Source organism: Xanthomarina sp. GH4-25, from assembly GCF_045363175.1.
Classification (GTDB): Bacteria; Bacteroidota; Bacteroidia; order Flavobacteriales; family Flavobacteriaceae; genus Xanthomarina.
On the sequence record NZ_JBJFLO010000001.1, the window covers coordinates 366,622 to 386,872 of the forward strand.

At 32.1% G+C, this 20,251-nt stretch carries 20 protein-coding genes and 5 tRNA genes; 20 read left to right on the forward strand and 5 right to left on the reverse strand.

Translation table 11 applies throughout. From position 1 onward, the window contains the following. Positions 1-56: 56 nt before the first annotated feature. Positions 57-1,643 (forward strand): DUF1254 domain-containing protein, encoded by a 1,587-nt coding sequence (locus ACI5KZ_RS01680; protein ID WP_406846695.1) that lies wholly within the window; start codon positions 57-59, stop codon positions 1,641-1,643. 209 nt (positions 1,644-1,852) lie between these two features. Beyond that, positions 1,853-2,833: a PLP-dependent cysteine synthase family protein gene (locus ACI5KZ_RS01685; protein WP_109307792.1), complete on the forward strand. Its 981-nt coding sequence runs from the start codon at positions 1,853-1,855 to the stop codon at positions 2,831-2,833. A gap of 160 nt (positions 2,834-2,993) precedes the next feature. Here the strand turns inward: ACI5KZ_RS01685 and ACI5KZ_RS01690 are convergent, their stop codons facing one another. The 5 genes from ACI5KZ_RS01690 to egtB form a co-directional block, all read right to left on the reverse strand. Continuing rightward, positions 2,994-4,217: a tRNA modification GTPase gene (locus ACI5KZ_RS01690; protein ID WP_109307793.1), complete on the reverse strand. Its 1,224-nt coding sequence runs from the start codon at positions 4,215-4,217 to the stop codon at positions 2,994-2,996. 198 nt (positions 4,218-4,415) lie between these two features. Continuing rightward, complete coding sequence (locus tag ACI5KZ_RS01695; protein WP_109308129.1) at positions 4,416-5,126, reverse strand: flavodoxin family protein; 711 nt, start codon at positions 5,124-5,126, stop codon at positions 4,416-4,418. Positions 5,127-5,144: 18 nt separating this feature from the next. Then, positions 5,145-5,819 carry an aspartate/glutamate racemase family protein gene (locus ACI5KZ_RS01700; protein WP_406846696.1) on the reverse strand — a complete coding sequence of 225 codons (675 nt, stop codon included), beginning with the start codon at positions 5,817-5,819 and terminating at the stop codon, positions 5,145-5,147. Next, complete coding sequence (locus ACI5KZ_RS01705) at positions 5,812-6,771, reverse strand: L-histidine N(alpha)-methyltransferase (protein ID WP_109307795.1); 960 nt, start codon at positions 6,769-6,771, stop codon at positions 5,812-5,814. Before ACI5KZ_RS01705 ends, ACI5KZ_RS01700 begins: the two co-directional genes overlap by 8 nt. Positions 6,772-6,776: 5 nt before the next feature. Beyond that, positions 6,777-7,925 carry an ergothioneine biosynthesis protein EgtB gene (gene egtB / locus ACI5KZ_RS01710; RefSeq protein WP_406846697.1) on the reverse strand — a complete coding sequence of 383 codons (1,149 nt, stop codon included), beginning with the start codon at positions 7,923-7,925 and terminating at the stop codon, positions 6,777-6,779. A 184-nt stretch (positions 7,926-8,109) separates the two neighbouring features. Here egtB and ACI5KZ_RS01715 point away from each other — a divergent pair, with 184 nt between their 5' ends. From ACI5KZ_RS01715 to nusG, 18 genes are all read left to right on the forward strand, one after another. Beyond that, the gene (locus ACI5KZ_RS01715; RefSeq protein WP_406846698.1) at positions 8,110-9,381 is read left to right on the forward strand and encodes a DUF2851 family protein; all 1,272 of its coding nucleotides are present in this window, start codon (positions 8,110-8,112) and stop codon (positions 9,379-9,381) included. 16 nt (positions 9,382-9,397) lie between these two features. Beyond that, positions 9,398-9,625 (forward strand): PspC domain-containing protein, encoded by a 228-nt coding sequence (locus ACI5KZ_RS01720; RefSeq protein ID WP_109307798.1) that lies wholly within the window; start codon positions 9,398-9,400, stop codon positions 9,623-9,625. Between the two features lie 9 nt (positions 9,626-9,634). After that, complete coding sequence (locus tag ACI5KZ_RS01725; protein WP_109307799.1) at positions 9,635-10,660, forward strand: TrkA family potassium uptake protein; 1,026 nt, start codon at positions 9,635-9,637, stop codon at positions 10,658-10,660. Between the two features lie 93 nt (positions 10,661-10,753). After that, positions 10,754-12,430, forward strand: a complete 1,677-nt coding sequence (locus ACI5KZ_RS01730; RefSeq protein WP_109307800.1) for a sodium:alanine symporter family protein — start codon at positions 10,754-10,756, stop codon at positions 12,428-12,430. Positions 12,431-12,448: 18 nt separating this feature from the next. After that, on the forward strand, positions 12,449-13,315 hold the full coding sequence (locus ACI5KZ_RS01735) for a ComEA family DNA-binding protein (protein ID WP_406846699.1): 867 nt from the start codon (positions 12,449-12,451) through the stop codon (positions 13,313-13,315). 14 nt (positions 13,316-13,329) lie between these two features. Then, the gene (locus ACI5KZ_RS01740) at positions 13,330-14,496 is read left to right on the forward strand and encodes an acyl-CoA dehydrogenase family protein (protein ID WP_109307802.1); all 1,167 of its coding nucleotides are present in this window, start codon (positions 13,330-13,332) and stop codon (positions 14,494-14,496) included. Positions 14,497-14,515: 19 nt separating this feature from the next. Next, entirely contained in the window at positions 14,516-15,940 is a 1,425-nt protein-coding gene (locus ACI5KZ_RS01745; protein WP_109307803.1) for a carboxypeptidase-like regulatory domain-containing protein, read from the forward strand. A gap of 82 nt (positions 15,941-16,022) precedes the next feature. Continuing rightward, a complete protein-coding gene (gene rpsU, locus ACI5KZ_RS01750; RefSeq protein ID WP_109307804.1) occupies positions 16,023-16,217 on the forward strand; it encodes a 30S ribosomal protein S21 in 195 nt (64 codons plus the stop codon). A gap of 113 nt (positions 16,218-16,330) precedes the next feature. Beyond that, complete coding sequence (locus ACI5KZ_RS01755; RefSeq protein ID WP_406846700.1) at positions 16,331-17,221, forward strand: tyrosine-type recombinase/integrase; 891 nt, start codon at positions 16,331-16,333, stop codon at positions 17,219-17,221. A gap of 32 nt (positions 17,222-17,253) precedes the next feature. Next, positions 17,254-17,556, forward strand: a complete 303-nt coding sequence (gene hpf / locus ACI5KZ_RS01760; RefSeq protein ID WP_109307806.1) for a ribosome hibernation-promoting factor, HPF/YfiA family — start codon at positions 17,254-17,256, stop codon at positions 17,554-17,556. A gap of 99 nt (positions 17,557-17,655) precedes the next feature. After that, positions 17,656-17,729 (forward strand) — tRNA-Thr (locus ACI5KZ_RS01765). Positions 17,730-17,808: 79 nt separating this feature from the next. Further along, a tRNA-Tyr gene (locus ACI5KZ_RS01770) sits at positions 17,809-17,890 on the forward strand. A gap of 27 nt (positions 17,891-17,917) precedes the next feature. After that, positions 17,918-17,990 (forward strand) — tRNA-Gly (locus tag ACI5KZ_RS01775). Between the two features lie 9 nt (positions 17,991-17,999). Then, positions 18,000-18,071: transfer RNA gene (locus tag ACI5KZ_RS01780), tRNA-Thr, on the forward strand. Between the two features lie 69 nt (positions 18,072-18,140). After that, on the forward strand, positions 18,141-19,328 hold the full coding sequence (tuf, locus tag ACI5KZ_RS01785; RefSeq protein ID WP_109307807.1) for an elongation factor Tu: 1,188 nt from the start codon (positions 18,141-18,143) through the stop codon (positions 19,326-19,328). 62 nt (positions 19,329-19,390) lie between these two features. Beyond that, a tRNA-Trp gene (locus tag ACI5KZ_RS01790) sits at positions 19,391-19,463 on the forward strand. 16 nt (positions 19,464-19,479) lie between these two features. Beyond that, entirely contained in the window at positions 19,480-19,677 is a 198-nt protein-coding gene (secE, locus tag ACI5KZ_RS01795) for a preprotein translocase subunit SecE (protein ID WP_109307808.1), read from the forward strand. An 11-nt stretch (positions 19,678-19,688) separates the two neighbouring features. Then, positions 19,689-20,243 carry a transcription termination/antitermination protein NusG gene (gene nusG / locus ACI5KZ_RS01800; protein WP_109307809.1) on the forward strand — a complete coding sequence of 185 codons (555 nt, stop codon included), beginning with the start codon at positions 19,689-19,691 and terminating at the stop codon, positions 20,241-20,243. Positions 20,244-20,251 lie beyond the last annotated feature (8 nt).

The following is a 20,251-nucleotide window of genomic DNA, read 5'->3' on the forward strand; positions in this document are numbered from 1 at the left end:
TTATATAATTTATTAAATAAAAATGAATCAAACAATCAATTAAAAACCTTTTAAGTATGAATTTAAAACACAAATTGCCATATGCCATCGGTGTCTTTTCCCTTTTGGCTATAATCAACTGCAAAAATACTAGTGAAGAGAATAAAATAGAAGACGTGGTTGTCGAAACGAGTTCACTAGAATCGATAAAAGAAAAGTACAATACAGATATTCCTGATAAAATATTGACTCCTGATGCTGTAGAAACAAGACTTGGTACTTTAAACTTCTTTGACGGATTACCTTCTGATGAAACCACAAAGAAAGTATATGATAACCTCGACTTTATGAGAGGTGTTGAAACATTTTTAAACGGAATTCCAGCGACTTCTATAGAAGGTATTAGGTTGGGATTGGAAGAAGCAGGTGCTAACACGTCAAATCAAGTAGTTATATTCGATGAATTAATGGATTCTAATCCATTATTTTTAACAGGCAATACTAGTACGGTGTATGCAACCACTTTTCTCGATTTAAAAAATGATGGACCTACAGTTGTAGAGATTCCTGCAGGTTGTGGCCCAGGTACTGTAAACGATGCTTATTTTAGATTTGTAGTAGATATGGGTGCTCCTGGTCCAGACAGGGGTAAAGGAGGTAAATACTTAATACTACCACCCGATTTTGATGGAGAAACACCAGAGGGCTATTTTGTGGCCAAATCTACAAGCTATGTCAATTGGCTTATTCTTAGAGGCTTCTTAGTAGATGGAAAACCAGATTTCTCATCAGAAATGTTTCGTAACGGTTTAAAAATTTATCCGTTAAAAGATAAAGATAAACAACCTTCTATGAAATTCATTAATAGTTCGAAAAAGCTGTTTAACACTATTCATGCAAACAATTTCGATTTTTACAAAGAACTAAACGATGTCATTCAACGAGAACCGGTTTCTTTCTTAGATCCAGAATTACGTGGTTTGTTTGCAAGTATTGGAATAGAAAAAGAAATCCCATTTAATCCAGATAATAGAATGCAAGACATCTTAACAGATGCCGTAGCTGTAGGAAACGCCACGGCTCGAGCAATAACATTTAAAACTAGAGAAAAAGAATCATCCATTTTTGAAACTGGACATTGGGAATCTGGTTTTATTGGTGGTAGTTATCAGTGGTTGAAAAGTGATGGTAAAGGAGGACGATTCTTAGATGCACGAACACGCTTTTTCTATGCAGCCACAGTAAATACCCCAGCTATGGTCTTAAAAATGATAGGTAAAGGGTCACAGTATGCTATAGCTTTTCTAGATGCAGACGGCAATTATCTTGATGGTAAAAACAACTATACCCTTAATATTCCTGCAAATGTGCCGGCAAAAGATTTTTGGTCGGTAGTGATGTACGATCCACAAACACGTTCAGAATTGCAAACCGGACAGGCTTTACCTAGCGTAAGTAGCCAAAGAACGCCATTAGTAAAGAACGAAGATGGATCTGTTACCTTGTATTTTGGAGCAACAAATAGTGCTCCCGAAGGTAAAGAAGCCAATTGGTTACAGTCGGTAAAAGGCAAAGGATTTTTTGTGATTTTTAGACTCTATGGTCCACTAGAACCTTGGTTTGACAAAACATGGCAGCCTGGTGATTTTAAATTGGTGAAATAATATACACTACATATAAAAAGGATTTAAAAAAAACCGATGACAATGTCTCGGTTTTTTTACTTTAAAGTTTGCCTAAAAAAAAAGCTTTTTAAATATTTGGTTGCAAACATTCAAAATAATATATATTAAAATTCCAAAACTTAATTCTTTTTAAAATGTATTCATGAATTCATAGCAAAAACCTACCTTTGCAGCTGAAAATTTACAGCATGAATTACGCAAAGAATATCTTAGAAACCATTGGAAATACGCCTTTGGTTAAAATGAATAAACTTACAGAAGACTTGCCATGTTTGGTATTAGCAAAATACGAAACCTTTAATCCAGGCAATTCTGTAAAAGACAGAATGGCTTTAACCATGATTGAAGATGCCGAAGCAGACGGACGATTAAAACCAGGAGGCACCATTATTGAAGGAACTTCAGGAAACACCGGAATGGGCTTAGCTTTAGCTGCTGTTGTTAAAGGTTACAAATGTATTTTTGTTATGGCAGACAAGCAGAGTAAGGAAAAGGTAGATATGCTTAAAGCTGTGGGAGCAGAGGTTATAGTTTGTCCTACAGATGTAGAACCTACAGATCCACGTTCGTATTATTCTGTTTCTAAGCGTTTAGGTGAGGAAACGCCTAACTCTTGGTATGTCAACCAATACGATAATTTAAGCAATACAAAAGCGCATTATCAAAGTACTGGACCAGAAATCTGGAAACAAACAGAAGGGAAAATAACACATTTTGTTGTTGGTGTTGGTACAGGTGGAACTATTTCTGGAGTAGGAAAATATTTAAAAGAACAAAATCCAAATGTGAAGGTTTGGGGAATAGATACCTATGGTTCTGTGTTTAAAAAATATCATGAAACTGGAATCTTCGATGAGAAGGAGATCTACCCTTATGTCACTGAAGGTATTGGTGAAGATATATTGCCTAAAAATGTTGATTTTGATATTATAGATGGTTTTACCAAAGTAACGGATAAAGATGCAGCAGTTTATACTCAAAAATTAGCCAAGGAAGAAGGCATGTTTTTAGGGAATTCTGCTGGAGCAGCTATTAAAGGCTTATTACAATTAAAAGAACACTTTACAAAAGACGATGTAGTTGTAGTGCTTTTCCACGATCATGGAAGTAGATATGTAGGAAAAATGTTTAACGACGACTGGATGAAGAAAATGGGTTATATTGATTAACTGTCTTTGTGAGGAACAACGTGACGTAGCATTTTCTCAAAACCTTAAAACATATAAAAAAAAACCGAACTACTGTTCGGTTTTTTTTATGCAATTATGTTAAAAATGTTTAAGCTAAAAGGAGTTACATGCTTTCTGTCATTGATATGATGTGTTTTTTTTAAAAAAACGAGTATCCAATAATAAAAGACAATGTTTTATAATTCGAACTCCATGCTTGATCATTACCTAAAATCTCTCTACTGGTTTGATATCTTATCTCTAAACTATATTTATCGCTTTGTTTAAAACCAATTCCCATTCCAAAGTTATTTCTTGAATTAATTTCGAGTGTATTAAAATTAGAACCATCAACCCTTGTAAGTTCAATTAATGTTTTTGAACTCACATCAAGAATGTAAGATGCATTAACGAAAATTTTTGAATTTTTATTAAGAAAAAAGTAATGTCTTATACTGAATGGAATTTCAATTGAACTGTAGTCAACATTTGCTGTCAAATCTCCTCCAGAAACATTATCATAGGTGGATATTGTTTCAGATTTATAATTCTGATAAGTTGGTTCTATAGCAATAGCCCATTTGTTTTTATTATATGGCAGAATAAATTCGAACTCTATTCCAAAACCAAAACCTATTTCATTATCAAAATCAAAACTTTTAGGATTTGAAGTAGAGCTTACAATATATAATGAAGAATTATTGATACGTGGTCGAAGAGTTAAATTAAAAAAATCTATTTTTTGTTTTTGTTCATAATTGATTACCGTGGCATTTTGACATTCATTGTATTCAATAAAATACTTTACTAGATCATTTTTTTTATAATCAATATTTTCAATCTGACTCAATTTGAAATTTGGACATTTTAAATTAACCCATAACTGTTGTCTAAATCTATAGTTTTTACCAATATTCTTGTCAATGGTATTAAACCTTTTGTAGATTAAAGGTTCAATTATAGCGTTATCTATATTATAAAAATATCTTTTTAAGTTGACATCTGCATATTCATATAAGTTAGATTTTCCTTCAATCAATACTTTTAAGAATAGGATTTCTTTATTATATATAGGGTTTTTGTCATCACTCAAATCATTAATATTATCACTAGATCTGTCGATATTTACAGTACTTCTTATATATTTTGAAATATTATTAATACCAAATTCTTTTACGGATTTTATAGTCCCTTTTTGGGATTCGCTATTTTCTGATAGCTTATATTCAAACTGAGTTGGGTTGTTGTTCCAATCTATGTTTTTAATTAAACAAGATATTTTTTCATTAGAATTATTAATATAATATCCGTTCTCAAAAGAAATCTGACCATAGCTACAGAAGCTTATAATCATAATTAAAAGGAATAATAGTTGTTTTTTCATTGGGGCTAAATTTTAAAAGGTTAATTATCTTAGTTAATTTTGGGTATATAAACTCCATAAAAAAAGATATAAAACCGAAACTCGGGTTTATATCAAATTTTAAACAAAGCTAATTTATTTTTATAAGATAATCTATACGTAGTAATACGTATATTTAAAACTCTTAAAAAACTCAAGAGCAGAAATAAATTCTATTTCTTATCTGTATTCCGGATTCTCAAAATTCCATCGAGTACCATCATCCCAAGCTTCTCTAGAATTTCCATAATTTGAATAGCCTTTGTTTTCCTTTAATAATTTTGCTAGATGCAATAAATTATAGGTCATAAACGTCGTATTTCTATTGGTGAAATTATTGTTTTTTGCGTTACTTTCATTGTCCAAATAACTTGGTCCAGGACCAGCTTCTCCAATCCAACCACAATCGGCTTGTGGTGGAATGGAGTAACCAACATGTTGTAAAGCATATAGAATACCCATTGCACAATGTTTAATACCATCTTCATTACCCGTAATCACACAACCACCAACTTTTCCGTAAAATAAATATTGTCCTTTGTCATTTGTTTTACCACTCATAGCATACAACCGTTCAATCAATTTTTGACAAACAGACGATTTTTCTCCCAACCAAATAGGAGAGCCAATAATTAAGATATCGGCTTCAAATATTTCTTTGAACAAGCTAGGCCACTCGTCTTTTTCAACGCCATGTTCAGTCATGTCTGGATAGACTCCAAAAGCAACATCGTGATCTACCAATCTAATGTGTTTTGCTGAAACACCTTCGGTTTTCATGATGTTTTTTGAAACCTCCATCAAGCCATCGGTATGACTTTGTCTAGGTGATTTTTTTAGGGTACAATTAACGTAAATAGCTTTTAAATCTGTAAAATCTGGTTTTTTCATCATCTTTAGTATTTAATGTTATTTAATTTTTTTACACAATTTCAGGGCCGCATTTATTTGGAGTTTAACCATGTCTAAAACAGGTATGGAGTTCTTGATTATAGATATTTCTGTGCATGCTATTAGTACAGATGCTTTTTTATTGTAGCTTTCTAATAAACTATTATACATATCTAAATCAGTTAATGTTTCAGAATTAGAGTAGATTTTTTGTCTTAGCCTATCAATAAAATCTATATCATCTTTTGTTGGAGAAATCGCTTCAATACCTTCTGAAGAAAAGAAGTTAGAAATATAGGTTGAGGTCATTGTATATTTCGAACCAAAAATTACAACTCGGTTTGCGTTATTTTCTTTTAATTTGGCAATACTTAGTTCAAGAGGATGAAGTATAGGTATACTAATTGAGAGTTTGTCTAAAGTTTCGTGTAAAGTGATGTTTGGAATTAATAAATGACTTATAGGAAGTTTCTCTATTTGATGGATGTATCTTGAAAGTGAAGGAATTAGTTTTTTGAAATTATTTGGTAAATAGGGGTTGATTGTATTAAAATCTGTATTTAAAAGTATAAAGGGATAAGTACTATCTGTGTTTTCTATATTATTAAATTCAACATTTAAAGTATTTATATAAAACAAGGTGCTTCTGTTGCCTAAACCCAATATCCCTAAAGTGTTACCATTCTTAGACATGATTTTCAGTTTTTATTAAAATATAATCGGCAAAAAAAGACTTAGAATCTAAAAGTTTTGAAACAATGTTTAATTGACTCCCTTCTAAAATGGTTTGCAAAATGATGTCATTATATTTTCTAGAGGTTTCCGTATGTATTTTCTCATCCTTTTTAAAATGAAAGGTTTTATTTAATGCATTAATACGTACATTTTGATCTTTGTTGCTAACCATATAGCTTCTTGCAATGCCTTCAGATTCTGTGTATTCAGGTTGATGAGAGAAATCGTCAATATTGAAATTGGCATCTAATTCGTTATTAATCCTTGTCAATAAATTTAAGTTGAAGGCTTTGGTAATCCCAGCCTTGTCATTGTAAGCTGGTAATACAATATCTTCAGTTTTAATTAAATCGACACCTAATAAAACTTTGTCGTTGTTTTTTAAAGAATTACTTAGATTAGAAATAAATTGTTTGGCTTTTTCATCTTCCATGTTTCCAATATTGGAGCCTAAAAACAGCACCACTTTTGAGTGGCTTGAAGCTTTTAAGCTGTCCAGTACATTAAAATAATCACCTTGTTTTGTTGAAACTTTTAATTGAGGGAGTTCAGCTTTTAAAGTTGTTTCTAATTTACTTAAGGCATTTTTTGAAATGTCGATAGGGATATATTCAAAGTTATAATTTTCTGCAAGTAACTCTTTAAGAAGTTCTTTTGTTTTCGTTCCATCTCCAGCACCTAGTTCTATTAATTCGAAATAGGCATTTGGCTTTATTTTTAAAGACGAGATGATTTTTTTGGTCTGATTTTTAAAAATATCAAATTCAGCTTTTGTAAGATAGTATTCTGGGAGCTTCATTATTTTAACAAACAAAGCATCTCCAATTTTATCATAAAAATATTTAGAGGGTAAAGTTTTTAAAGGTTTACTTAAACCTTCGTTAATATCGTTTTTAAAATTTGTGTTCATAGATGTTATTTAGCTAAGCGAATTCCAGAAAATTGCCATTGCGTATTTGGTGAAAAAAAGTTGCGATAAGTATTCCTACTGTGGTTTTTAGCTGTTGCAGTAGAAGCGCCTTTTAAGACCATAAGATTCACCATAAATTTGCCATTATATTCTCCAACTGCACCTGTAGCAATTTTAAAATTTGGGTATGGTAAATAAGCAGAATTGGTCCATTCCCAAACGGCTCCCCAATCCAGTTGTTTAGAGGCTATTTCCCATTCAAATTCTGTTGGTAATCTATAGCCAGCCCAGAAAGCAAAAGCCGAAGCTTCATAATATGAAATATGAGTTAAAATGCCATCCGGATTAACAGGCTGTAATCCAGACAAGGTGTATTGATACCAATCTCCATCAATTAATTTCCAATACAATGGGTTTTTAATTTTGTTTTGATTGACCCAATGCCAAGCATCGTCTAACCAGTATTTAGCTTGTTGATAACCTTTATCATTTATAAATTCAATGTACTCAGCATTGGTAACTAGGGCATTAGAAATTTTAAAAGGCTCTAAGAAAACGCGATGTTTCCCAAGCTCGTTATCAAAACAAAAACCGGCACCTTCATATCCAACATGATAAATGCCTTCAGGGATGTCTATCCAGCCAGTAGTCTTATTTTTAGAAGTCAGATAATTGGTCTTAGAAAACTTTGGGTAAATTGGATTACAAGAAAAAGTGTGTTTTAAATCGGTTATCAATAATTCCTGATGTTGCTGTTCGTGATTGATGCCAAGTATGGTAAGATCTATAATCTCTTTAGAAGTATTTAATTCCAAAAGTTTCGTTATATGTTTATCTACATGAGTTCTGTAATCGTATATTTTTTCTATTGAGGGTCTAGTTATGAGACCACGATTTTTTCGTTCAATACGCTCGCCTATACTATTGTAATAACTGTTGAATAAGAAACTGTAGGTTTCATCGAACACGTGGTAGTTTTTAAAATAGGTTTTTAAAATCATTTCTTCAAAAAACCATGTGGTATGTGCTAAATGCCATTTAGGAGGGCTTGCAAATTCAGCAGATTGAGGTGTGTAATCCTCTGTTTTTAATGGCTTACAAAGTGCCTTGGTTTGGTTTCTTGTATATTGATAAGTTTGTAACAGGTCTTGCATATACTATAAACTTAATAAATATGTTGTGATTTCTTGTTTAGAATAAGATAATTTTAACAATGTGACTATGGTTTAAGTCTCCTTTGTTTTAAAGTCCTTACTTTAAACTTTATAAACCTTTGTTTTTAATTATAATTGGTTAAAAAGTAATGATTTATTATTAATAATTCATTATTTTTAATGTATGCAAGAAGATTTTTTACATTATGTCTGGCAACATAAAAAAATGGATATTGTTCATTTAAAAACGTCTCAATATGAAACTTTGGAAATAATTTCTGTTGGGCAGCATAATATTAATTCTGGACCAGATTTTTTCAATGCACAACTAAAAATTTCAGAACAACTTTGGGCTGGAAATGTAGAAATACATATAAAATCTAGCGATTGGTTTATACATAACCACGAAATTGATAAAGCGTATGATAATGTAATTTTACACGTTGTTTGGGAACACGATACAGAAATTTTTAGGAAAGATAATTCCATTATCCCAACCTTGGAATTAAAGCAATATGTAGATTCTCACGTTTTTAAAAATTACAATAAATTGCTTTCTGCTAAAAACAAATGGATTAATTGCGAAGTAGATTTTGCAGAAGTCGATACCTTTATTCTAGAAAGTTGGTTAGAGCGATTGTATATTGAACGTTTGGAAAGAAAATCTCAGACTATTGAGGTTTTATTACAAAACTCCAGAAACAATTGGGAATCTGTTTTGTTTAAAATGTTGGCTAAAAATTTTGGTTTAAAAGTAAATGGCGATGCTTTTTTTAGCATGGCAAATTCTATAGATTATACTATTATAAGAAAATTGCAGATTAACCAAACAGCATTAGAAGCTTTATTTTTTGGACAGGCTGGTTTGTTAGACGAAGACGTTCAAGAAGCTTATTTTTTAGAACTTCAAAAAGAATATCGGTTTTTAAAACAAAAGTTTCAGTTGGATAATACTAAGGTTGTTCCTATTCAGTTTTTTAGGTTGAGACCACAAAACTTTCCAACACTTCGACTGTCTCAATTAGCAACACTTTACAGTTTGCATTCCAATTTGTTTTCACAAATAATTGAAACAAATTCTCAAAAAGAGCTTTATAAGCTGTTTCATGTTGCAACATCGTCATTTTGGGAAACACATTACTCGTTTGGAAAGAAATCAAAATCATTATCAAAAAAAATAACCAAACCATTTATAGATTTACTTTTAATAAATACAATTATTCCAATAAAGTTTGCTTATGCAAAATATCAAGGTAAAGATATTAATGACATACTTTTAGAGTTAATTCAACACATTGCATCAGAGAAAAATAGTATTGTCACTGCATTTAATAACTTAAAAAAAGTTTCATATACTGCTTTGCAATCTCAAGCACTTATTCAGCTAAAAACAGAATATTGCGATCAAAATAAATGTTTGCAATGTGCAATAGGTAATGCATTAATCATCAAATAAATTGTTAAATTGCAACATGAATATTTTTTATAAAATCTTATTATATTTTCAAAAGCATGGATACTATGTATGTCAGCGAATTGCAGATAGGTTTGGTATTAGAGCAAAAGTAGTAAGAACTTCTTTTTTATATTTAACCTTTGTAACCCTTGGTTTTGGCTTTGCACTTTATCTTTTTATAGCATTTTGGATGCATATAAAAGATTTGCTTTATACAAAGCGTTCTTCGGTATTCGATTTATAAAAATCAGACATGCACAACCCATTAATTAAACTTTTAAGATCTAAAATATATACGGCCATATTCTTATTGGTTATTTTATTAGGCGCAGGTGTTATTGGTTTTAAAATACTGTCGCAACTTTCATGGATTGATGCCATGTACATGACAGTTATTACCATAACAACTGTTGGGTTTGGAGAAGTACAACCTTTAGATGATAGTTCTAAAATTTTTACAATTTTTTTAATTTTAACAAGTGTTGTTGTTGTAGGGTACGCTATAAGCATCATTACAGAATATATACTAAGCAAAAATAATTTTGAAGGACTAAAACAGAGAAAAATGCAAAAAAAAATAGACAGTCTTAAAAACCACATTATTATTTGTGGCTATGGTAGAAACGGTAAGCAAGCTGCTACAAAATTATTAGCTTATAAAAAGCCATTTGTTATTATTGAAAAAAATAAAGACATAGCAGAAAAATTTCAAAGTGAATTGGTGCCATTTGTAATAGGTAATGCCAATGAAGATGACATACTTCTACAAGCAGGAATAGCTAGAGCGAGTACCCTAATTTCAGCTTTGCCTAACGACGCCGACAACCTGTTTGTAGTCCTTTCTTCTAGGCAGATTAATAAAAACATGAATATTATTAGTCGTGCTTCTCAAGAAACATCTTATAAGAAATTAAAATTAGCTGGCGCAAACAATGTTATTCTTCCTGATAAAATTGGTGGAGACCACATGGCTTCATTAGTTGTGGTTCCGGGATTATTAGAGTTTATTGACAACCTTTCTATTGTGGGGAAATCCAATATAAATATCGAAGAAATTTCGGTGGAACAACTCTATGACACTTCCGAAATTAAAACTATTAGAGATTTAGATCTACGAAATAAAACAGGGTGTAGCATCATTGGTTATAAAGATGCAGCTGGAGAATATGTCATAAATCCGGAAGCTGAAATGAAGTTAGTACCTAATTCTAAAATTATAGTTTTAGGAAGACCAGAACAGATTCAAACATTAAATTCAGTATATAATATTCAATATTAAAGTGCTTATTTTAACGGGAGATGTTTTAAAAAATCATTTTTTTTTAGCATCTTGTCACACTAATTAAAAAAAACTAACTAATTAATAATTCTTATGAAGAAATATCTTCTTTCAATTTTAACCTTAATCACACCTTTTTTAACCTTTGCACAAGTGGCAGAGAAAGGGTTAGACGAGAAAATAAACGATGCCTTTATGCCAATTGCAGTTTGGTGGGAAGGATTTATATTAACAACAGTACCTATTGGAGAATATAATATCCCTTTTGTTGTTTTGCTTTTAGTTGGAGGCGCTACTTTTTTTACTATATATTTTAGATTTCCAGCAATTACAAAGTTTAGAACAGCTATAAATACAGTTAGAGGTAAATATGTTGATATTGAAAAGCATGGTGTAGATAAGTTGTATAATAATGATGAAGCCCTTGCGGTCGAAGATATAAAAGATACCATACGGGACGAAAGCGCTCATGGTGAAGTGTCTCATTTTCAAGCCTTAGCAACAGCCGTATCAGGTACCGTTGGATTAGGTAATATTGCAGGTGTTGCAGTGGCAATAGGACTTGGAGGTCCAGGAGCTACGTTTTGGATGATTATATGTGGACTAATTGGTATGTCAACAAAATTTGTAGAATGTACTTTAGGTGTAAAATATAGAGATGTAGGTGAAGATGGTACAATTTATGGAGGTCCTATGTATTATCTCTCAAAAGGACTAAAAGAAGTAGGTTTTTCAAAAATTGGTAAGGTCTTAGGAGTTGTATTTGCTATTCTATGTGTTGGTGCTTCTTTTGGAGGTGGTAATGCATTTCAATCTAATCAAGCAGCTGTACAAATTAGTTCGATGCTTCAGTTAGAAGGAGGTTCTAATGGTGTAATTATTGGAGTTATTTTAGCTATTTTAGTAGGAATCGTTATTATAGGTGGAATTAAAAGAATCGCTAGTATTACAGAAAAAGTGGTTCCGTTTATGGCAGGTATTTATATAGTTGCTTCTTTAATAATAATTTTTGCAAACTTTAGCGATATAGGAGTAGCATTTCAGTTAATTATAGAAGGTGCATTTACACCTATGGCTGGACTTGGTGGTTTAGTTGGTGTATTAATTGTAGGTTTCCAACGTGCAGCTTTCTCAAACGAAGCTGGTGCAGGTTCTGCAGCAATTGCTCACTCTGCAGTAAGAACAAAATATCCAGCTTCCGAAGGTGTCGTTGCTTTATTAGAACCATTTATTGATACAGTAGTTATTTGTACCATGACGGCATTAGTAATTATTTTCTTCAATATTAATGGAACGGACGTGCAATCTGTATTTGATTATTCGGCAGCACATGGTAGTAGCGTTCTTTTAAATGAAACTGGGATGCCAATTAATGGTGTAGATTTAACTTCAATGGCTTTCGATTCTGTAATACCTCATTTCTCTTATGTATTAACAGTTGCTATTGTGTTATTTGCTTTTTCTACAATGATATCGTGGTCTTATTATGGATTACAATCTTGGAAATACCTTTTTGGAAAAGGAAAAGTAGCCGATTTAGTTTATAAAATATTATTCTTATTATTTGTAGTTATTGGAGCAGCAGCAACACTAGATGCTGTTATAAAATTCTCTGATGCTATGATTCTTGCATTGGTATTTCCAAATATGATTGGTTTGTTCTTCTTATTCCCAAAAGTAAGAGAGGAAATGAAACGTTATATTGGTGCCATTACTGCTAAAAAAGAAGCTATCGAAGATGGCGCTGTAGATGTTACAGAGCACATGTAAAATATAAAAACACATTATATGAAATCCCATTTCACGTTTTCTAAAAAACAACGGAATGGGATTTTTTTATTGATTCTTATCATTTTAATCTTGCAAAGTGTTTACTTTTTTATTGATTTTACTTCAGATAATATTCAAATAAATCAACAGGAATTAAATGTTTTTCAAGAAGAGTTAGATTCTCTACGGACAGTTGAAATTGAAAATAGAAAACCAAAAATTTACCCGTTTAATCCAAATTTTATAACCGATTATAGAGGCTATACACTTGGAATGTCTAATGAAGAAATAGATAGATTACTAAAATTTCGCTCTCAGGATAAATGGATGAATTCAGCCGAAGAATTTCAACAAATCACTAAAGTATCAGATTCACTTTTAGAAATCATATCTCCTTATTTTAAATTTCCAGAATGGGTTACCAAACCGAAACCAAGATCCAGTTATTCATATCAAAATAACAGTCAGCCAAAAACCTTTCAACAGAAACAAGATTTAAACACAGCTTCAGCGTCGCAACTTCAAAAAATAAATGGCATAGGAGAAGCTTACTCAAAACGCATAGTTGCTTATAGAGATAAATATGGTGGTTTTATTGCAGATGTTCAACTTCAAGAAGTTTACGGTTTGTCGCCCGAAGTTATTGAAAGAATCACCCAACAATTTACCGTAAAAACACCAAGACAGGTTGAGAAGATTCATTTAAATACGGCAACCATCGAAGAATTAGTAACCATTCAATATATAGATTACGAGATTGCACATCATATAATAGAGCAACGAACCTTAAGAGAAGGATATCAATCTTTAGATGAATTATTAAAAGTTAAAAGCTTCCCTTCTAACAAATTCGATATAATTAAATTATATTTGAAACTTAATTAATAAAGAGAAAAGGTATGAATAGTATGTACTTCACAGAAGAACATCAAATGTTTAGAGAAAGTCTTCAAGATTTTTTGCAAAAAGAAGTGGTTCCACATATTGAAAAATGGGAGAAAGATGGAACTGTAGAACGCTTTATCTGGAAAAAATTTGGTGACATGGGATTCTTTGGTTTGGCTTATCCTGAAGCATATGGTGGACTAAATCTCGATTTGTTCTACACTGTAATTTTCTTGGAAGAACTTCAAAAAGTAAATTCCGGAGGGTTTGCAGCAAATATGTGGGCACATGCCTATTTGGCCATGACTCATGTTAATAAAGAAGGAAGTCATGAGATAAAAGAAAAATATTTAACTCCAAGTATAAGTGGCGATAAAATTGGCTGTCTATGTATTACAGAACCTTTTGGTGGTAGTGATGTTGCAGGCATGAGGACCTCTGCTGTTAAAAAAGGAGATACGTATATTATTAATGGTTCTAAAACATTTATTACTAATGGTATCTACAGCGATTACTTAGTCGTTGCTGCTAAAACAGATCCTGAAGCAGGACATAATGGAATGAGTATTTTTATTATGGATAGAGATACACCTGGAATTTCTGCTACCAAATTAGATAAATTAGGTTGGAGAGCAAGCGATACAGCAGAGATTGCTTTCGATAACGTAACTATTCCAGCTAGTAATTTAATGGGTGAAGAGGGCAAAGGTTTTCCATACATCATGCAGCATTTTGCTCTAGAAAGATTGATTATGGGAATTAACTCTCATGCCAGAGCCGAATACGCATTAGATTATGCCAAACAATACATGAGTGAACGCACAGCTTTTGGAAAAACAATCAATAAATTTCAAGCCTTAAGACATCGGTTTGCTGAACTGTATGCAGATATGGAAATTTGTAAAGAATTCAATTACTCTGTAGCTTACAGGCTTAATAAAGGGGAATATGTTGTAAAACAAGCCACCATGTCTAAATTAAAATCGACTAAAATGGCAGATGAAGTTATTTACGATTGTCTTCAGTTTCTAGGAGGTTATGGTTATATGGAAGAATACCCTATGGCAAGATTACTTCGTGATAGTAGACTAGGTCCAATTGGTGGTGGAACCTCAGAGATTCTTCGTGAAATATTAGCTAAAATGTTATTAGACGATAAAAACTATAAACCGGCTACCTAATTTTTAAGTAAACAGTTCTATGAAGCCTCAATATTTTAAACATTTTTTCGGAATTCTTATTCTTTTATATGGTTTTTCTTCATTTTCACAAACAGAATTAAAAAACTCTGTTCTAGATGCAGAAACTTTTCTTCCACTAGAAAGTGCTAGTGTGTATGTTAAAAACACGACCATTGGAACTATAACCAATGCAGATGGGAAGTTTGTTTTAATGGTTCCTGAGAGATATAAAAGCGACACTTTAGTTGTTTCATCCATTGGTTTTAAAAGTTATAAAATTCCTGTCAATGAATTCGACAGCACGTTTGATGTTTATTTGGAACCAGATGTAGCTTCATTAGACGAGATACTGCTTGTTGCAGAAACAAGACCAAAAACAGGAAATGATATTGTACTCAAAGCACTTGAAGAATTATCTGAAAACTTACCAGATTCAGCTTATTTAGAAAAAGGCTTTGTGAGGCATAAAGAACGTAATAAAAAAGAGTTTAAGTGGTTAGTTGAAGGAGCTATCACACTTTACGATTCCAGTTATCAAACAAAAACGCCAGAATTTCTTAAGATAAATGTCGATGAAGTTAGAAAAAGTTACGATTTAAGAGATGTAGATAGTTTATTAACCTACACAGCTTACTTAAAAGACAAGTCTAATAACAGAGAGCTAAAAGCTAAAAACTTAAGAAGAGACACCATTAAAACATCTACTTTAGTCAAAGCCATTAAGTGGAACGATACCAGAATTAATGGTTTGGAGAACTTATTTCAAGGCAAGTTAAACCTTGTTAGAAATTCGAATCTGTCTAGAGCTTTGTTTGACGAAAACATGTTAGATAAACACTTGTTTTCTTTAGATACCATTCTAGTAGATAACGACCGTAAAATTTACAAGATTAAAATTAATAAAGGGAAAGAGTATATCAACCTTGAAACCAAAGGAATTTATAATGATGGTTACAATGCTAATGGTTGGATTTACATTTATTGGGATACCTATGCCATTAAAAAAATTGAATACGAATTAATTGCGGCATCTAGCGCTCAGAAAAGTAGAAGTAAAACCCTTTTTGGAACTCAGGTAAACCATAAATTAATTATTAATTATATGGAGTATCAAGATAAAATGTATCCAAGTTATATATATTACGAAACCCCAAAATTGGTAAATGTTGGACCAAAATCAGGAACGACTGTTAATGGTAAAGAAGTAGAGAGCAACCCAGAAGAGCGTTATTATTATACAGTTCAGGAAATTTTGTTTACAGAAATTATTTTGGACAAAGAAAAAATTAAAGAAGCCTTAAATAGTTCTTGGGATCCAGATATTTTTATGTCGAGACCATATAATAAAGAATTCTGGAAAAACTACAATACGTTGTTGGAAAGTGAGGAAGAAGAAAAGCTCATTCAGGACCTAACAAAACGTTCTACTTTATTTAAAGAATAATTTTTTATTTTTTAATTGCCCATTATAAATTTGTTATTATCTTTGCGCCTTGAAATTCTAAAAGAGAGGAGGTTAAGACACTATGTTAATAATACCAATTAAAGAAGGAGAAAATATAGATAGAGCGTTAAAGCGTTATAAAAGAAAGTTTGATAAAACTGGAACAAGACGAGCACTTCAAACTCGTAAGCAGTTTGATAAGCCATCTGTAGTACGTAGAGCTCAAATTCAAAAAGCACAATACGTTCAAAATTTAAGAGATCAAGAGAATATCTAATGTCTTTGTTTTGTTAAATCATATAAAAATCCTGCAATCGCAGGATTTTTTTGTTATATAAGTAACCCTTCATATTAAAGTTCTTATATTTACTAGTCATTCAAAACCTACGTATGCAGTTTCAATCTTTTATAAACTATTTGTTGCTCGAGAAGAAATACTCGACTCTTACTGTAAAAGCATATCAAAATGATTTAAATGAATTTTCAGAATTTATTAAAACAACATACGACTCAGATGCCATTAAAGCTATTAACTATGCTCAAATAAGAAGTTGGATTGTTAGTCTAGTTGAAAAAGGCATTTCAAATAGAAGTATTAACCGTAAAATATCTGCTTTAAATTCATACTACAAATTCTTATTAAAAACAGAAAGCATTCCATCCAATCCGTTAGCAAAACACAAAGCCCTAAAAACAAGCAAAAAAATTCAAGTGCCATTTTCTGAAACTGAAATTACAATGGTTTTAGACGAACTCCATTTTGAAGACAATTTCGAAGGTATAAGAGACAGACTTATTATTGAACTTTTTTATTCAACAGGAATACGTAGAATCGAGTTGGTCGAACTCAAATTAAAAGACATTGATTATTCTAATAAAACGTTAAAGGTTTTAGGGAAGAGAAATAAGGAGCGTTTTGTTCCGTTATTAGAATCTGTAACAGAAACATTGAATACCTATTTAAACTCTAGAAAAGAGTTAAATAATATAACAGATATAAACTACCTATTTTTAACAAAAAAAGGAGTTAAAATTTACGAAACACTTGTTTACCGAATAATTAATGAGTATTTTAGTTTAGCATCTAGTAAAGTAAAAAAGAGTCCGCATATATTAAGACATTCATTCGCAACTCATTTACTTAATCAAGGTGCAGATTTAAATGCTGTAAAAGAATTACTAGGACATTCAAGTTTAGCTGCTACACAAGTTTATACCCATAATAGTATAGCTGAATTAAAAAAAGTGTATTTAAACTCACATCCTAGAAGTAAGAAGTGAAACCTATTGTCTAACCAAAAAACAAAAGAAGTATGAAAGTAAACACGCAATCCGTCAATTTTAATGCAGACAAAAAATTGATTGACTTTATTCAAAAGCGTATGGATAAGTTAGATTTATTTTATGATAAAGTAATAAGCTCTGATGTTTATTTAAAATTAGAAAACACGAGTGATAAAGAGAATAAAATTTTTGAAGCTCGAGTAAGTGTTCCAGGAGATAGTTTTGTAGTAAAGAAGCAATGCAAAACCTTTGAAGAAGGAACAGACATGGCAATAGCATCGTTAGAAAGACAATTAAAAAAACGAAAAGAAAAATTAAGAGCACATTTATAATAAAATTTTTAAAAAAATGTTTTGAATACGAAAATAAATATATACATTTGCAGTCCGTTAGAAATAGCGGGCTTTTTTTTATGTAAAAAGAGTATAAAAGCCGATGTAGCTCAGCTGGCTAGAGCAGCTGATTTGTAATCAGCAGGTCGTGGGTTCGAGTCCCTCCATCGGCTCAAAAATATCAAGAAGATTATAACTGTAAAGGAATGGTTTGATTGGTAAAGTTCTTTTAAAGAGTGAAAAATTTTAATTGGGGAGATACTCAAGCGGCCAACGAGGGCAGACTGTAAATCTGCTGACTACGTCTTCGCAGGTTCGAATCCTGCTCTCCCCACTATAAAATTTAGGATATTAAAATATTGCGAGAGTAGCTCAGTTGGTAGAGCGTCAGCCTTCCAAGCTGAATGTCGCCGGTTCGAACCCGGTCTCTCGCTCTTTTTTAAGCCGGTGTAGCTCAGGGGTAGAGCGTTTCCTTGGTAAGGAAGAGGTCACGGGTTCAATTCCCGTCATTGGCTCTCTTTAAAGAGATTTTTAAATTAGAATACACTAATATTATTATATAACTAAGATTAAATTTTAAAAACATGGCAAAGGCAACTTTCGATCGTTCAAAACCACACTTAAACATTGGTACAATTGGACACGTAGATCACGGTAAAACAACTTTAACTGCTGCTATTACTAAAGTATTAGCTGATGCAGGTTTCTCAGAAGCAAGATCATTTGATCAAATTGATAATGCACCAGAAGAAAAAGAAAGAGGTATTACAATTAATACTTCACACGTAGAATATGCAACAGCAAATCGTCATTACGCTCACGTAGACTGTCCAGGTCACGCGGATTACGTAAAGAACATGGTTACTGGTGCAGCTCAAATGGATGGTGCTATCTTAGTAGTTGCGGCTACTGATGGTCCTATGCCACAAACAAGAGAACATATCTTATTAGGACGCCAAGTAGGTATTCCTCGTATTGTTGTATTCATGAATAAAGTGGATATGGTTGATGACGAGGAGTTAATCGAATTGGTAGATATGGAAGTTAGAGATTTACTTTCTTTCTATGAGTACGATGGAGATAATGGACCTGTAATTGCTGGATCTGCATTAGGTGCATTAAACGGTGAGCAAAAATGGGTAGATACAGTTTTAGAATTAATGGAAGCTGTTGATGCATGGATTGAAGAGCCTCAACGTGAAGTTGATAAGCCTTTCTTAATGCCTATCGAAGATGTATTCTCTATTACTGGTCGTGGAACTGTTGCTACAGGTCGTATCGAAACTGGTATTGCTAATACAGGAGATCCTGTTGAGATTATTGGTATGGGAGCTGAGAAATTAACTTCTACTATTACTGGTATCGAAATGTTCCGTCAAATCCTTGATAGAGGTGAGGCTGGAGATAATGCAGGTATCTTATTAAGAGGTATTGAGAAAACTCAAATTTCAAGAGGAATGGTAATCTGTAAACCAGGTTCTGTAACACCACATGCTAAATTTAAAGCTGAGGTTTATATCCTTAAAAAAGAAGAAGGTGGACGTCACACACCTTTCCATAATAACTACCGTCCTCAATTTTACGTTCGTACAACGGATGTAACTGGAAACATTGCGCTTCCTGAAGGAGTAGAGATGGTAATGCCTGGAGATAACTTAACAATTCATGTTGAGTTAATTCAACCAATTGCAATGAATGTTGGTCTTCGTTTCGCTATCCGTGAAGGAGGAAGAACAGTTGGAGCTGGTCAGGTTACTGAAATTTTAGACTAATTAAGTTTAATAAATATAAAGTTAAGGTATTCCGTATTTTCGGAATGCCTTGACTTGTATTTACGGGTTTAGCTCAGTTGGTAGAGCACTGGTCTCCAAAACCAGGTGTCGGGAGTTCGAGTCTCTCAACCCGTGCAAATAAAAAAATATAATGGCTGGATTTGTAAATTATATAAAAGAATCATTTGGAGAATTGAAAAACAATGTGACTTGGCCAACTTGGGCTGAAGCACAAAGTTTAACAGTTTTAGTTGCTGTATTTTCTATTATTTTCTCATTAGCAATTTGGGGAGTAGATACAGTGTTTAGTAAAGTTGTTGGATTCTATTTTAAATTCATTAACGGTTAAAATAAGAATTTATGTCTGAAGGGAATGAGAAAAAATGGTACGTTGTTCGTGCTGTAAGTGGTCAAGAAAATAAAATAAAAGCTTATATCGAAACTGAAATATCTCGATTAGGTTTGGAAGATTATGTAGACCAAGTTTTAGTTCCAACTGAAAAGGTTATTCAAATTCGTAACGGAAAGAAAGTGAATAAAGAAAAAGTTTATTTTCCAGGTTACATCATGATAAAAGCAAATCTAACAGGAGAAATACCTCATATTATAAAATCTGTTACGAATGTTATTGGTTTTTTAGGTGAAACAAAAGGTGGAGATCCAGTGCCATTAAGGCAGTCTGAAGTAAATAGAATGTTAGGTAAGGTTGATGAATTAACAGTAGATTCAGATTCAAATGTTGCAATTCCTTTTACAAAAGGAGAAACTGTTAAAGTTATTGATGGACCATTTAATGGATTCGATGGAACCATAGAGAACATCAACGAAGAAAAGCGTAAGCTTGAAGTAATGGTGAAAATTTTCGGAAGAAAAACACCATTAGAATTAAGTTATATGCAAGTAGAAAAAGTATAATATTTGTT